General features: G+C 71.8%; 13 protein-coding genes. 4 read left to right on the top strand and 9 right to left on the bottom strand.

Annotated elements, in window-relative coordinates:
• Window positions 1-2: 2 nt before the first annotated feature.
• Window positions 3-422, bottom strand: a complete 420-nt coding sequence (locus U8525_RS30240; RefSeq protein WP_374270174.1) for a hypothetical protein — start codon at window positions 420-422, stop codon at window positions 3-5.
• A gap of 174 nt (window positions 423-596) precedes the next feature.
• On the opposite strand from U8525_RS30240, the gene U8525_RS30235 reads away from it, so the two are divergent.
• Window positions 597-2,213: an FAD-dependent monooxygenase gene (locus U8525_RS30235; protein ID WP_374270173.1), complete on the top strand. Its 1,617-nt coding sequence runs from the start codon at window positions 597-599 to the stop codon at window positions 2,211-2,213.
• 79 nt (window positions 2,214-2,292) lie between these two features.
• Here U8525_RS30235 and U8525_RS30230 read toward each other — a convergent pair whose 3' ends face one another.
• Complete coding sequence (locus U8525_RS30230; protein ID WP_374270172.1) at window positions 2,293-3,435, bottom strand: FAD-dependent oxidoreductase; 1,143 nt, start codon at window positions 3,433-3,435, stop codon at window positions 2,293-2,295.
• Between the two features lie 110 nt (window positions 3,436-3,545).
• Here U8525_RS30230 and U8525_RS30225 point away from each other — a divergent pair, with 110 nt between their 5' ends.
• Complete coding sequence (locus U8525_RS30225; RefSeq protein WP_374270171.1) at window positions 3,546-4,217, top strand: TetR/AcrR family transcriptional regulator; 672 nt, start codon at window positions 3,546-3,548, stop codon at window positions 4,215-4,217.
• Window positions 4,218-4,350: 133 nt separating this feature from the next.
• On the opposite strand, the gene U8525_RS30220 is transcribed toward U8525_RS30225, so the two are convergent.
• Window positions 4,351-5,196 (bottom strand): helix-turn-helix transcriptional regulator, encoded by an 846-nt coding sequence (locus U8525_RS30220; RefSeq protein ID WP_374270170.1) that lies wholly within the window; start codon window positions 5,194-5,196, stop codon window positions 4,351-4,353.
• Window positions 5,197-5,412: 216 nt separating this feature from the next.
• Between U8525_RS30220 and U8525_RS30215 the strand changes: the two genes are divergently transcribed.
• The gene (locus U8525_RS30215; protein ID WP_374270169.1) at window positions 5,413-6,129 is read left to right on the top strand and encodes an O-methyltransferase; all 717 of its coding nucleotides are present in this window, start codon (window positions 5,413-5,415) and stop codon (window positions 6,127-6,129) included.
• A 100-nt stretch (window positions 6,130-6,229) separates the two neighbouring features.
• Here U8525_RS30215 and U8525_RS30210 read toward each other — a convergent pair whose 3' ends face one another.
• A complete protein-coding gene (locus U8525_RS30210; protein WP_374270168.1) occupies window positions 6,230-7,438 on the bottom strand; it encodes a hypothetical protein in 1,209 nt (402 codons plus the stop codon).
• Window positions 7,439-7,631: 193 nt separating this feature from the next.
• Window positions 7,632-8,771, bottom strand: a complete 1,140-nt coding sequence (locus U8525_RS30205; protein ID WP_374270167.1) for a hypothetical protein — start codon at window positions 8,769-8,771, stop codon at window positions 7,632-7,634.
• A 205-nt stretch (window positions 8,772-8,976) separates the two neighbouring features.
• Here U8525_RS30205 and U8525_RS30200 point away from each other — a divergent pair, with 205 nt between their 5' ends.
• Window positions 8,977-9,867 carry an SMI1/KNR4 family protein gene (locus U8525_RS30200; RefSeq protein WP_374270166.1) on the top strand — a complete coding sequence of 297 codons (891 nt, stop codon included), beginning with the start codon at window positions 8,977-8,979 and terminating at the stop codon, window positions 9,865-9,867.
• Between the two features lie 22 nt (window positions 9,868-9,889).
• Here the strand turns inward: U8525_RS30200 and U8525_RS30195 are convergent, their stop codons facing one another.
• The 4 genes from U8525_RS30195 to U8525_RS30180 are packed head-to-tail and all read right to left on the bottom strand — an operon-like array spanning window position 9,890 to window position 14,702.
• The gene (locus tag U8525_RS30195) at window positions 9,890-11,737 is read right to left on the bottom strand and encodes a M48 family metallopeptidase (protein WP_374270165.1); all 1,848 of its coding nucleotides are present in this window, start codon (window positions 11,735-11,737) and stop codon (window positions 9,890-9,892) included.
• A 48-nt stretch (window positions 11,738-11,785) separates the two neighbouring features.
• Window positions 11,786-12,190 (bottom strand): hypothetical protein, encoded by a 405-nt coding sequence (locus tag U8525_RS30190; protein WP_374270164.1) that lies wholly within the window; start codon window positions 12,188-12,190, stop codon window positions 11,786-11,788.
• Window positions 12,187-13,809 carry a protein kinase gene (locus U8525_RS30185; protein WP_374270163.1) on the bottom strand — a complete coding sequence of 541 codons (1,623 nt, stop codon included), beginning with the start codon at window positions 13,807-13,809 and terminating at the stop codon, window positions 12,187-12,189. The genes U8525_RS30190 and U8525_RS30185 overlap by 4 nt, the downstream gene beginning before the upstream one ends.
• Complete coding sequence (locus tag U8525_RS30180; protein ID WP_374270162.1) at window positions 13,806-14,702, bottom strand: transcriptional regulator; 897 nt, start codon at window positions 14,700-14,702, stop codon at window positions 13,806-13,808. The genes U8525_RS30185 and U8525_RS30180 overlap by 4 nt, the downstream gene beginning before the upstream one ends.
• Window positions 14,703-14,725: the final 23 nt, after the last annotated feature.

Here is a 14,725-nt window from a genome sequence, read left to right as displayed (position 1 = left end):
TATTACCTGGGCGCGGGGTGGACGCGGGTGACCTCGCTCGGCGCCGTGAGCGCGGGAGGCGATGCGGTCAGCGCGCCCAGGTAGAGCCGGCCGTGGAAGCCGTGGGGCTCCTCGGACGTGAAGAGCTTCAGGCCCGCGGCCTGCTTGGCGGACTGCCATGCCTCAAGCGCCGGGCTGATCCCGAAGACGTCGCACTCCACCGCCTCGCCCCAGACGTTGTAGCGACAAGCGAACTGGGTGCCACGCTGGAAGCCCACGTCCAGGACACGCACCGAGGGCAGGACGCGAGCCACGCGCGAGCCCATGGCCTCGAAGTCGCCACCCCAGCTCACCGCCGTGGTGCGCGCGTGGACGCTGCCCGTGAGCACCAGCGTCCAGGCCCGCGGGCGCTTCGACCGGGCATCCAGCAGGTGCTGGGCCATCTGCGCCTCACGCTCGTTGCCGCGGGCCTTTCGGGCCTCCAGGCCACATCCCCCCTGGAACGCCTGGCGGGCGTGGACATACCGCGCTCTCGGCCAACCGGCGCGTGAGCGACAGACCTCCGCCAGCGCAAGCTCTTGAACCCCATGGGATCTGGTAGGGAGGCCCGGGGGACCTTGCCTCCGCGGCCCATGCGCATCGAGGGCGTCATGGAGCGCGCGACGGTATTGTCTCCACCCGAGGACACCATGGTCTACGACGTGATCATCGCGGGGGCTGGCCCGGTCGGCCTGTTCCTCGCCTGCGAGCTGCGGCTCGCGAAGCGCTCCGTGCTGGTGCTGGAACAGCTGGAGGATCCGCACTCCCCCCTGAAGCGGCTCCCGTTTGGAAGGCGAGGACTCTGGGGCCCCAGCATCGAGGCGTTCTACCGGCGCGGACTGCTGGACCCCATCGCGTCGCAATATCGTGCCGAGGGCGCCCCTGGCCAGCCGAGCCCTGGCGCCATCGCGTCCGGCGCACACCTCCGCGGGCCGGCCGGCCACTTCGCGGGCATCCCGTTCGACTACAGCAACATCGATTCGTCGCGCTGGAAGTATCGACTCCCGGGCCCATCCGACCTCCAGTTGGGGGCCGAGACGGAGCACATCGAGCGCGTCCTCGCCGCTCACGCGCGCTCTCTCGGAGTGGAGCTCCGGCGCGGCCAGGGTGTCGAAGGCTTCGAGGCTTCGAACGACGAGGTCACCGTCCAGGCGGGCGGCCAACGCTTTCGCGCACGTTGGCTCGTGGGCTGCGACGGCGGTCGCAGCACGGTCCGCAAGCAAGGGGGCTTCGAGTTCCTCGGGACCGAGCCTGAGTTCACGGGCTACTCGGTCATGGCGGACATCGCCGAGCCGGAGAAGCTCCCCCTGGGCCGTCACTACACGCCGACCGGGATGTTCACCCAGTGGCGGCCCGGGGTCATCGCGATGACCGACTTCGACGGCGGCGCATTCCATCGCACCCAACCCATCACGCGCGAGCACGTGCAAGCCGTCCTGCGGCGGGTGTCCTGCACCGACGTGACCCTCAAGGCCTTGCACCTCGCCTCGACGTGGACCGACCGCTCGCACCAGGCGACGACCTACCGCAAGGGGCGGGTGCTGCTGGCGGGCGACGCCGCGCACATCCATTCACCGCTGGGCGGACAGGGCTTGAACCTCGGGCTGGGCGACGCCATGAACCTGGGGTGGAAGCTCGCCTCGACCCTGCGCGGCGATGCCCCCGAGGGGCTGCTCGACAGCTACACCACGGAGCGGCACCCCATCGGGGCGCGCATCCTCGATTGGACGCGGGCCCAGGTCGCGCTGATGCGACCCAGCCCCCCTTCCCGCGCGCTCGAAGCCATCCTCCGCGACCTGCTCGACACGCGCGACGGCGCGACCTACTTCGCCGAACGTCTCTGGGGGGTCTCGCTCCGCTACGACCTGGGCGGTGACCACCCCTTGGTGGGCCGCAGCTGCCCGGACTTCGAGTTCGAGGACGGGACGAGGCTCGGCGCGCTGCTCCGAGATGGAAGCGGTGTGCTGTTGGACTTCGACCGGCAGCCATCGCTCCAGGCGCTGGATGGCCATTGGGGCGACCAGGTGAGGTACGTGGCCAGCGACGCCAGGGATCGCCTGGGACTGAGCGCGCTGCTCGTGCGCCCGGATGGGTTCGTGGCCTGGGCGAGCGAGACGACGCCCCACCCCGAGGAGGTCACACGAGCCGCGGCGAGCTGGTTCGCGAGCCGCGAACATCCCGCCGCGAGGAGCTGACCCGACGCTGCTCGGCCCGCGGGGCGGAGGGCCTCAACCGGCCGTCGCAACGCTCGAAGCCGAGGCGTTGCGCTCGCGGTCAGCGCGACGTGCTCGACGCGGAGCCGCCGGTCAGGAGGTTGATCAGCCCGTGCGGCGCGTCGGGGTCATTGAAGCAGAGCGCGTGGATCTTCATGGCCTCGGCGGCTGCGTTCGCGCTCCGGACGAACATGGCCTCCTCGTACTCGGCGAGCGCGGCTTCGAGGTCGCCCCGGTGCGCGGCAAGGGCCTCGCCAAGCTCGGCGCCGTCGTACATCGCGAGGTTGGCGCCCTCACCGTCGGGCGGGTTCAGGTGCGCGGCGTCGCCGAGCAGCGTCACACCGGGCACGCGCTCCCACCGGTGGCCGGGCGGGAGCGCGTGGATCTTCCGGAGGACGGGGGCGGTCTCCCCGTCGGTGATCAGCGCGGTGAGCTCTGGCGCCCAGCCCTCGAACTCCGCCGCGACCCGAGCCTTCACCTCCGTCGGGTCGGCGAAATCGATGCCCGCGAACCACTCCTGCGGCCTGGTGAGCGCGACGTAGGTGTGCAGGACGCCGTTCGTCTCACGGTGGGCGACGATCCCCTTGCCGGGCGCGAGGGCGTGGAGGGCGCCGCCGCCGACGACCCTCGCGCTGGCCGGGTGGCGTGCGTCGGCGTCGAGCAGGTAGGTCTCGATGAACGAGGTGCCGACGTACTCGGGCTTCGCGTCGGACAGCAGCGACCGGACCTTCGACCAGGCGCCGTCCGCACCGACCACGAGGCCCGCCGTCACGGTCGAGCCGTCCGCGAACGTCAGCGCGTGCTGCCCGCCACCGAGCGGACGGATGGCCGTGAGCTTGCGTCCCCAGTGGACCGCGCCTTCGGGCAGCGAGTCGAGCAGGATGCGCCGCAGGTCGCCGCGCCGCACCTCGGGGCGGATGCCGCTGCCGTCGTCGGGCTGGTCGAGCAGGACCGTGCCGTGCGGGTCGAGCACCCGCGTCGCCTCGCCGCCCTCATGGATGATGCGGCGGAACGCGTCGGACAGCCCGGCCGCCTTCAGCGCGAGCTGCCCGTTGTACTCATGGATGTCGAGCATTCCGCCCTGCGTCCGCGCATCCGCGGACGCCTCGGCCTCGTAGACTGCGGCGGCGATGCCGTGGACGTGCAGGACGCGGGCGAGCGTCAGCCCACCGAGGCCGGCCCCAATGATCGCAACGGGAGTCATCGTGCTTCCTTTCAGGGTGGAGACCGCTCGAAGCCCTCTGCTGGCGGCCCCTGGAACGGCGTTCCATAAAACATACTGGAACGCCGTTCCAGACCTGTCAAGATGGGGCCATGGGCACAGCAAGGCGTGGGTCGGAACGACGTGAGGATGCGCTCTCTCGCGAGCGGATCGTCGACGCGGCGATCGAGCTGCTCGACACGGAGGGAGAGGACGGGTTGACCTTCCGCTCGCTGGCCACGCGGCTGGCCACGGGCCCCGGCGCCATCTACTGGCACATCGCGAACAAGAACGAGCTGCTCGTCGCCGCCACCGACGCCGTCGTCGCCCGCGCGATGACCGAGGTCACCGCCTCCGCCAGACCGAAGGAAGCGCTCCGCAAGATCGCCGTCGGCGTGTTCGAGACGATCGATGCGCATCCGTGGGTGGGCGCGCAGCTCTCTCGCGCTCCGTGGGAGTCCCCGCAGCTGCGGCTCTTCGAGCGCATCGGGCGCCAGGTCCAGGCGCTGGGGGTTTCAGGCGGCGCCCAGTTCACGGCGGCGTCGACGCTGCTGAGCTACATCATCGGGGTGAGCATCCAGAACGCCGCGAACGGCCGCATGTTCGATCCGCCCGTGAATCGCACGGACTTTCTCGACGCGGTCTCGGCCCGGTGGAAGGCGCTCGACGCCCACGAGTATCCGTTCCTCCGGAAGATCGCGGCCCAGCTGGCCAGGCACGACGACCTCGCCGAGTTCCTCGCCGGCATCGAGCTCATCCTGACGGGCATCGAGGCCGCGCTCTAACTCGCAGGCGCATCCAGCTCGCCCACGCCACCCACCGAGCATCGCGACGCAGGCGCTACGCTCGGCGGCCTGGACGGCAACCCCTGCGGTCCCACGGGGAGGGCCACCTTCGGGCAGGCCGGACCGCCGACGCTCAAGCCTGCGTGGTCAGCCGGCGGGCCATGTACCGCGCGGGTGAGGCTCCGAGCGCCTTGCGAAACATGGTCACGAAGCTGCTCGCGCTCTCATAGCCGAGGTCCAGCGCCACGTTCTGCACCGACGCGCCCCGGGAGAGCTTCTGGATGGCGAGGATGATGTGGAGCTGCTGACGCCAGCGGCCGAAGCTCAAGCCCGTCTCCTCGACCAGGACCCGGTTCAAGGTCCGCTCGCTGACGCCGATCCGCTTCGCCCACGCCTGCGTCGTCACGCCTATCGCCGGCTCGGCGGTCATCGCGTCCACCAGGCGCCGGAGCCGGGGATCGTTCGGCATCGGCAGACGGTGCTTCTCGATGGAGACCGTCGCGAGCTCGTCGAGGAGCACGCTCACCAGGCGCGCATCCGGCCCCTTGAGCTTGTAGGGCGCGGGCCGCGTCGCCAGCCGCAGCAGGAGCTCGCGGAAGAGCGGCGTCACCGACACCGCGCAGCACTCCTTCGGGAGGTTCGGCGCAGCGCCAGGCTCGACGAAGACGCTGTAACCTTCGAGCGGCGCACGCGCGCGGATCCGATGCGTCACGGACCCGGGGATCCAGAGCGCGGATTGGGGCGGCACGATCCACAGGGCGTTTGACCCTTCGCAGATCATCTCTCCGCGCACCAGGTACAGGAGCTGTGATTCGCGGTGCTCGTGGGGCTCGCTCTCGGCCCCACCACTCGTCATGCTGAGCCCTATCGCGTTCGCCGGCCGCGCGACCGCGGCTTTCAACCGCCCACGGGCATCCAGCACGAAACGGCTCGCGAGCGATTCGAGGGAGGCCGCCGCGCCAGGAGGCCCGTTCGCCACCTGGACGGCTCCGCGAAACGTCCAGCTCGTCGAGGGTACGGCCCGTGTCGTCCTCGCGCTGCGCCGCTTCGCCGCCATGGCCGTTTTGATAAACAAATTGTCCTGATTGCGCAATGCCGCCAGTGGCGAGACTCCCTAGGGTCGCCCACAGGCCTTCGCGCGGTACGGCGAGGGCACCCACGTGGCCTCCTGGCCCCAGGATGAAAGGGCTTCTCCGTGTTCAGCGCCAACGACAATGCTTGGGATCCCCTGGCCGTCCTGCCCGACGAGCGGGTGCGCGCCGTGCTGCGTCGCCTCCACGGCGAGGCGGACCGCCAGGTTCCAGGCGTCCTCCTCCAGCTCCTGCCACAGCTGCCGCGGCTGCTCTTGGGCCGGCCCATCGACACGCCGGGCACGGAGCACACCTTCGCGGACAAGTACCTCGCGATCGATCGCGCCCAGGGTGCGTTCTGCTACCTGACCGCGCGGGCGCTCCGCGCCAGGAGCATCATCGAGTTCGGCACGTCCTTCGGCGTCTCGACGCTCTGGCTGGCGGCCGCGGTGCGCGACAACGGCGGCGGCCGCGTCATCGGCACCGAGCTGCTGCCGGAGAAGGCTCGGCGCGCGCAGGCGCACCTGGAGGAGGCAGGGCTCGCCTCCTTCGTCGAGATCCGGGTGGGCGATGCGACGGAGACGCTGCGGTCGGACCTCGGTGAGGTGGACTTCATGCTCAACGATGGGTTCCCGCTGCGGGCGCTCGACGTGCTGAAGCTCGTCGCGCCAGCGCTGCGCACGGGCGCGGTGGTGGTGACCGACAACGTCGGCGTCTTCAAGGGCGACTATCGCGACTACGTCGCCTGGGTGCGCGATCCGAGCAACGGCTTCGCGTCCATGACGGTGCCCTTCCGCTCAGGCACCGAATACTCGGTCCGCCAGCCCGGGCGCCCTGGCTGAGCAGGGGCGACCCGGCGGCGTCCCTGCCGGCGCGTAGCCCCTGCCGGACGCGTCCCTCGCGGCCCAGGCCCGCGTCCATGACGCGGGCCCGGCGCGCGCGTCACTCCTTGCCGAAGGCCTTGGCGAAGAGCTTCTCGATGCCCGACTTCTCGGGCTCGATGGCGATCGAGGGCGCGGGCACGCCCATCGCGGTGCCGAGGGCGGGGCGCAGGCCGGACGCGACGCCCGGCTTGACGTGGTGACGCAGGTCGACCGCCACGTCCGTCTTCACGTGGGTGCCCACGCCCATGGCCGTGTTCACGTCCGCGGAGTGCTTGAGGAAGCCGTTCTCGATGCCGAACTTCCCGCCCGCCTGGGCCGAAGCGCCCGCCACCGCGCCCGCGGTGACCGAGCCGTGCACCCGGCCCACGTGCCCGCCCGCCGTGGCGTACGCGCCCGCCGTGGCGCCCGCGCCCACCTGGCCGGAGACCATCGCCGTGGCCGCCCGCGGGTCCACCGTGGCCACGCCCTCCGCGAAGGCGGAGGCGCCGGCCTTCGCCTCACCCTTCACGTAGCCGCCCACGTGCCGGTTGAAGTCGTGGCTCGCGCTCGCCGTGACGCCCACGCCCGTCTCCGCCTTGGCCGTCAGCGCGGCGGTGTAGGCGTGCGAGTTCGTGTCGGCCGACACGCCGGCCTGGGCCTGCGCCTTGAAGGAGTTGGCCTCGCCGGTGAGCTGCGCGCTCGACACGCCCAGCCGGCCCGCGTGCGTCTTCTGCATCCCGAAGGAGGCGTTGGGGCCCTGGACCTCGGCCTGGGCCGAGTAGTGGTGCACGCCACCGCCGCTGTGGCTCGTGGTGGAGGCCTGCACCGAGCCCACGTTGCCGCTCAGCTTGCCGCCGCCGAAGGTGTCCTTCTCGAAGGGGTTGCCCGGCTTGTCGATGAGCACGTTCTGCTTCGCGCCCGGGGGCGCCGTGAGCTTGTTGTCACCGCCGCTCACCGCCACGTCCGAGCCCTGGCCCGTGGTCTTCTCCCAGGGGGTGTAGGAAGGCGCGCCCTCGGGGGTCCCCGCGTGCTTCGGCGGCGTCGCCGTGGTCGCGGCCGGGGTCGTCGCCGGGGGCTTCGTGGCCGTCGTGGCGGGCGTCGTCGTGGCCGGCGTCGTCGCCGGGGGCTTCACGGTCGTCGCGGGCGGCTTCGTCGCCGTGGGCTTCGTCGCCGACGTCGAGGCGGGGAGCGTCGACGCGCGCGCCGGCGGCCTGGCCTGGGACGTCGAGGAGGTCGGGAGCGAGGAGGAGCGGAAGAGGGAGGGGGACGAACCAATGCGACGGGCCATGGCGGGAACCTCAGCAGTACGTCGAAGGGGGAGCGAAACAGCGATGCCCTGTCCAATTGCATCCGGCATGCCGAGGCGATGTCGAACGGTGTGGCCAGAGCCCGCCTGTGGTTTCAAGAGGTTGGCGGGAGAGACTTCACGCAAGGAGGGCCCGGGCTGGTGACCGCGGTCATCAGCCCGGGGACAGCGGTCATCAGCCCAGCAGGTTGGCGATGTCCTTCACCGGCTGCGGCGCGGCCTCGGTGTTCCCCAGCGCGCCCATGACCCCGCCGAAGATCATGCCGGCCGGGTTGGCGCGGCCCTTCGTGATGGAGCCGATGACGCCCTCCGCGGCGCCCTTCAGGGTGTTGACGTAGCCGGTCGCGGCGCCCTCGAGGACGCCCTTGAAGCCGCCCTCCGAGTTGCCCACGCCCGTCAGGACGTTGCTCACCACCGGCATGAACCACAGGGCCTTGCCCGCCTCGCCCGCGAACCACTGGAAGTTGTCCTTGTTGCTCCCGTCCGCCTTCACGTGGGTGTCGTTCGTGGTGGGCAGTTGGTGCTCCCCCAGGAAGGAGTAGCCCTTCTCGGCGAAGTCCTTGAGCATGCCGGCCTCGGTGCCGTGCCGCGCGTCGCCGTCCTTGGTGATGCCCTCGATGTTGCCGTCGCCCACGCCGCCCTGGACCTTGTTCGAGCGGTCGCCGCCGGTGGAGGCCTTCGCGCTGTCGATGAACTCCAGCACCTTGGCCAGCCGGTAGACGCCGTCGGCGTTCTGCTTCGGGTCCTTCAGGTCGAGCTTCGGGTCAACGCCCGTCTGCTTGCACAGCTGCTCGAACTTGATGTCCTTCTGACGGCCCAGGTTCTTGAGCACCGGGGTGTCGTCGACGATCTGCGCCGCGGACCGGGTGTCGCCGGCCGGCCGCTTGTCGTTGGCGCTCGGCACGCCCGAGCCGGTGGCCTGGGGCTCCTGAGCCGACGGCTGGAGCTCCTGGACCGAAGGCTGGCCCCCCTGAAGCGACGGCTGGAGCTCCTGGACCGAAGGCTGGAACCCCTGAAGCGACGGCTGGAGCTCCTGGACCGAAGGCTGGAACCCCTGAAGCAACGGCTGGAGCTCCTGGAGCGACGGCTGGAGCCCCTGAAGCGACGACTGGAGCTCCGAGGCGCGGGGCTGGTGCCGGTTGATGATGGCGGGCTCGAACGAGTCCACCTTGCTGAAGCCCTGCGCCGCCGCGCCCTGGGCCTGGGAGCCGCCCTGCACTGGACCCGCGGAGAGCTGCTGCTTCGGGTTGAGGGTGGACACCGGAGCAGCGCTCTGGCGCAGCGAGGGAGAGGAGAGGGCCTTGGGCTTGATCATGGGTATCACCTGGTTCGTGACAGCGTTGCCTTGCCCTATTGCAGCGCGGATGCCAGCCAGGCGCCCCCCGTAACCCATGGATTTCCTTGGGACGGAGGACTCGCGACAGGCGGCCAGCTGGTGACCGCGGTCACCAGGAGGATGGCGTCAGTCACCATGCGCCGGCGATTGCCGTCCGGCGCGTTTGCCCGGAAGCTGCCCGGCGATGATCGACCCACGCTTCCCCGCCAGACTTCTGGAAGACCTGTCCCAGCAGCGCGGCATCGTCGGGCCGCACACGCGCCTCGACCTCGACAGGGGCGGAGACGAGAGCGAGGAGCTGCCCGCCGGGCTGGTGCCCTTCGCCCGGGATGGGGGCGGCGGCGTCTGGTACCTCGACGTCGAGGACGCGCTGAAGCAGGGCGTGGGGGCCGTCTTCTACCTCCACATGGGCGAAACGTACGGCGACACCCGCTACATCGCGGCCTCCTACGAGGAGCTCCTGCACCGCGTCGCGGAGGGGCTGCGCCCGGGCGACCTGCCCTCGTTCGATGCGCTCGCCTCGCGGCAGCCGCCGAAGAACGTGCGCGTGCCGGGCATCGAAGGCCCGGTGGACATCGAGCGCGTCCACGCGAGCACCGGCGGCCCCGCGGTCGTGACCGTGCACGACGACGCGCGCTGCGAAGGCGGCTTCGTGGCCCGGGCCGGCACGTCCGTCTTCATGACCGAGGCGGGCCGCATCCAATACGTCACCCTGGCCGAACGCGCGGTCGTGGACGGCATCCCGTGCGCCGAGGGCACGGCGCTCGCCATCCATCCGGAGACCGGGCGCCCGCTGAAGTTCACACCGACGGAGCCCATCGTCGTCGACGGCCTCCCGCTGGCCCCCTTCCACGAGGTCTCGGTCTCCCCCGGCGTGAGCGGCGTGCTGGCCCGCGACCACGACGTGGACGGCGTCCCCCTGGCCGGCGGCACCCGGGTGGTGCTGCTGATGGAGAAGCTCCACAGCGGCACGCTGCGCGCCGACGCGAACGTCGCGGGGACCACGCTCCCCGCCGGCACCGGGTTCGAGCTCGTGGCCGGGCGCCTCTTCCGCACCCGCCCGCCCGCGGCGTGACGGCCGCGGGCGGAGGCTCCCCTCAAGCGGCCTCGGACTTGGAGCGGTGCTCCTTCATGAAGCGGTGCCGTCCCAGGTAGCGCCCGACGGCCTCCAGCGCCCCCTCGGGGTCCTTCAGCTTGCTCAGGCAGATGGAGCGCCGGCCCTTGAAGCGGCCCTCTCCGGTGACCTGGAGGTCCAGGTACTTCTTGAACATGCGGTCGGCGGTGGAGGCGGAGGTGATCCGGTCGAACTCGATGGGCTGCTCCCACTCCGAGCAGCTCACCTGCGCGTAGTCCAGCCGCACCTCGTGGCCGGCCGCCTTGCCCTCGAAGGTGAGCGGCGGGAAGTGCTTCTCCACGTGCTGCCGCTCCTCCTCGGTGGACGGCTCGTAGCGGTAGGCGAGCGCCAGGTCATGGGCCTGGGAGAAGCGCTCTTCGTAGACCCCCCACAGCCGCGACTCGATGGCCTCCGCGTCCACGAAGGCCTCCACCCACGAGGACGCCACGGGCTCCAGGAGCACCTGCGCCATGTCCGCGGGCTTCAGGTGGACGCCCACGTTCTCCATGCGCGCGCCCAGGGGCGGGTGGGAGTCGAACGGATGGGGCGTCACGGCGCGGTGCAGGTCATCGTGCACGGCCTCGGACTGGGCATACTCGGAGAAGCCGTGCGCGACCCGCTGCGCGATGGCCACCGACTGGTGCTGCTCGTCCTGGGCGAAGAGCTTCGCCTCCACGCGGTCCCGGAAGCTCGCGTACGCGCCCACCTTCACCAGGGAGCGGGCGATGTCCTGCCCCGACGTGACCCCCGCCGCCAGCCGGTCCGCCGCGAGCTCGCTGGCGCGGCGGCTGCGGCCCAGCGACAGCTCGAAGAGCCCGCGGTAGGCCGCCATGAAATAGAAGACGGGGCGCGTCACGCCGCCCTCGTAGAGCGTCTGGAGGTAGTGGCCGAAGTGCGCGAGCATGGGCGCCAGCCGCTTGCTGTGCCCGGTGTCGCCGCCCAGCAGGTGCCCCATCTCGTGCGCGAGCACGGCCTCCGCCTCGGAGCGCTCCAGCAGGCGCAGCAGGGACAGGCTCACGAAGAGCGTGCGGCCGGTGAGGACGCGCCCGTCCACGCGCACCTCGTGCTCGGTGACGAAGAAGTTGGTGTCGATGCCCGCGAGGATGTGGTCGGGCGGGGACGTCTGGAGCCGCTCGCACAGCCGGCGCACGCAGGCCCACAGCTCCGGGGCGCGCTCCTCGGGGACCTCCTCCGCCTCCACGTCGAAGTCCATGGGCGGGCGGCGGAAGATGGCCACCACCACCAGGAAGATGGCGATCGCCGCGATGACCGCCATCGCGCCGATGAGCTTCGGGTAGTAGCGCTGGGTCCAGAGCGCGGTCACCCAGTAGGAGAGCCACACCGCCAGCACGCCCTGCCCCAGCACCTGGAGCGCGCTGGTGACCCGGAGCACGAGCCAGCCCACCAGGAAGCTGCCGTACTGGAAGGGGCGCGAGATGAACGCGGCCAGGCCGCACAAGAGCGCCACCACCGTGGAGGCGACCCCGAGCGCCAGCAGGACCCACGAGCCCAGGCGCGCCCACCCGAACTGCTTCACGTCCGAGCACGCGCTCCCCAGGTTCTCGCGGTAGCGCGCCAGTTCCTCGCCGTCGCTCAGGCAGGCCGCGGACGCGGAAACCGCGCGGTAGAAGGCGAGCGCCTCCTGGCGGTCCTCCGCGCTCAACTCCGCGTCGAGCCCTATCTGCTTCTCGATGACCGCCAGCACCTGCGCGTCGAAGCGGTCGGAGGCATGACCGGAGAACCAGAGCCCGAACAGCGGGAGGGCGAAGAGCAACAGCGCGGGCAGCACATAGCGCTGGACGAAGCCAGGGGATTTCCGAGAGGAGGCCATGGGGATGGGGCCAGCATACCGCATCCCGCGCCCCCGCTCCGCGCCCCCTCAGCGGCAGCGGGACTGCCCGCTCAGCGGCTTGTTCGTCACGAATTCACAGGCACACGGGGTTACCCGGCAGGTGAACGAGTCGTTCTCCTCGCACAGCGACTCCACCTTGCGCCAGGCCAGGACGGGCATGTCCTCGAAATCCAGCTCCTGCGTGTAGAGGACGTTTCCCTTGAAGCCGAAGGCCAGGTGCAGGGTCTCGGTGTCGGCCTCGTCCTGGGTGGGGGTGCAGCGGCGCTCCAGCGAGATGACCAGGCGCCCGGATTCCACCTTCCAGGTCCCCAGCCGGTTGACCCAGGGCTCACGCACCCAGAGGACGGACTTGCCCTGGATGAGCATGGCCTGCGCGTCGTCCTGGCCGAACTCCATGCGGTACAGGCCGTCACCCAGCGCGCCGCCCGTCATCGAGGGCGGATACGCAGGCCCTCCGGCGTATGGCCCGCGAGCAGCTCCGCGTTCGCCCGCGCGAGCTCCGAGCGCACCGCGTCCACCTCCGCGCGGACCCCAGGGTCCTCCGGAGGCGACACGGCCTCCTGCAGCGTGCGCACGTCCGCGCACCGGGCCACGCCCCCGAGCGCCTTCCCCAGCCCGAAGCCCCGCTCCACCGTCCGCGCGTCCGCGCCCTGGAGCGCCACCGTCAGCCGCGACAGCTCGCCCAACTGCTGGTCCAGGCACGTCATCCGCAGCCCCATCACCGCCTCCGGCTGCTCGCCGAAGACGCGCGTCGCCTCGCACGCGGACTGGTGCGCGTGCGTCCAGTCCCGGCTCCACCGGTCCAGCGTGGAGGCCACGGCCTGGAACGAGGCCTCGGCCACGGGGTCCCCGGTCCGCAGGAAGGCCTGGTGCGTGGACTCGCGCACGGAGGCGTCCCAGATGCCCGCGAGGTGCCGCTCACTGCCCTGGCAGGTCTCGCGGGGCGTCGCCGCGGAGGGCCCCAGCGCGAGGAACCCCAGGCCCACCAGACCGCCCGCGAGCACCGCCGTGGCGGCGACGCGCTTCCACGCCCCCTCCTCCCGCGAGAGGTGCGCCCGCAGCGCCCGCATGGACTCGAAGCGCCGCGACGGCTCCACGGAGAGCCCGCGCCGGACCACGGCCTTGAGCCACGAGGGCACGTCGCGCTTCTCTGCGCGCACCTCCTGGCGCAGCATGGACGCCAGGAGCTCCTCGCGCGTGGCGCCCGCGAACGGCCGCTGTCCGTGGAGCGCCTCATGGAGCGCGACGCAGAAGGCGAACTGATCCGAGCGGGCATCTCCCCGCTCTCCGCGAAGCTGCTCCGGCGCGGCATAGGCGAGCGTCCCCAGGAACACACCGGTGGTGGTGAGCGACGCGTCCCCGGAGACGGAGTCCGCGGGCTCGCGGGGAGGCGTCCATCCCGCCGCGGCGTTGGCCAGGCCGAAGTCCGTGATGCGCACCTGGCCGTCGCGCGTCAGCAGGACGTTGTCCGGCTTGAAGTCGCGGTGGGTGATGCCCAACGCGTGGGTGGCCGCGAGCCCCTCCGCCGCCTGGATGAAGCGCGCGACGATCTCCCGCCGCGGGCGCGGCTTCTCCGCCAGCCACCGCCGGAGCGTGCCGCCCTCCACGAGCTCCATCACCAGGAAGAGCTGTCCCTGATACTCCCCCACGTCGTGCAGCCGGGCGACGTGGGGGTGTGACAGCCGGGCCATCGTGCGCGCCTCGCGCTCCAGCCGCTGACGCGCCTGGGCCAGGGAGTCCTCCCCCAGCCTCGCGAGGTTCAGCAGCTTGAGCGCCACCTTGCGGTCCAGCTCCGGGTCATGCGCGGCATGGACGCGCCCCATGCCTCCCTCGCCCAGCAGCCCCAGCACCACGTAGCGCCCCACGCGCGCGCCGGGGACGAGCCGTCCCGGGTCCCCCCGCGGAGGCGGCGCCTCCAGCCCGCCCAGCGCGGCGAGCACGCCCCGGCACTCCGGGCAGCCCGTGACGTGCTGGCGCACGGTCGTGGTGCCCTCGGGGTCCAGCGCCCCGCTCGCGTAGCCCAGGAGCGTGTTCTCGTCCGGGCAGCTCACTCGCGCGCCGCCAGCAGGCCGGAGAGGCTCAGGTCCAGCCGCCCATGGATGGCGCGCATCAGGCTGTCCACCTCCGGCTCGGGCAGCGACAGGCGCTCGGCGAGCGCGCGCCGCGTCCGCTTCTCCAGCAGCGCCTGCACCGCGGAGAGCCGGCGCGACAGGGTGGACTTGTGCAGGCCGAACAGGGCGCCCATCCGCTCCAGGGAGAGGCCGTCGACGAAGTGCAGGCGCAAGAGCTCCCGGTCCTCGTCGTCCAGCGAGGCCACCGCCTGGATGAAGGCCGCGCGCACATGGCCCCGCGACTCCTCCCGGACGAAGCCCAGCTCCAATCCCCCCGGCGCGGGGTGCGCGGCGAGCACCTCGGCCTCGACCTGCGACGCGTCGCCCAGCGTCTTGCGCAGCCGCAGCGCGAGCCGCGTCGCGGAGATGCCCACCCAGTGCAGCAGCGGGCCCGTGCCCGCGTAGCCGAGGAGCCGGGAGGGGGCCTCCTCGCGCGGCATCAGGAGGTTGGCCCGGAGCGTCTGGAGCACCTCGTCCACGAACACCGGCGAGGGATGGAGCCGTGACAGGGGCGCTCGCAGCTTGAGGAGGACCTCCTGCTCCAGGAGGGTCCGGGCCGCCGGCAGCCCCCTCGCGCAGGCGAGCGCGAGCGCGACGTCCCGGCCATGCAAGCGCTCCAGCGCGGGCAGCGGATCCGCCGCGCGCGCCAGCAGGGCGCCCAGGTGGCGCGCGAAGTCCCGTGGCGCGGGCGCGGCGTCGTGGAGGGCCGCGGCCTGGGAGAAGGCGCGCTCCACGGCCTCCCGGGCTCCTGGGGTCTCACGCAGGCGGGCGGAGGTCGGCTCGCCAGCAGCCTGCAACACCCACTCGAAGGACTCGGGGCCGGTCCCATGCATGCCGCGCACTCCTGACATCAGGC

Source organism: Corallococcus sp. RDP092CA, from assembly GCF_041903675.1.
In the GTDB taxonomy this organism is placed as follows: domain Bacteria; phylum Myxococcota; class Myxococcia; order Myxococcales; family Myxococcaceae; genus Corallococcus.
The sequence above is the reverse complement of the archived record's forward strand: the minus strand, read 5'-3'. Positions and strand labels throughout refer to the sequence as shown.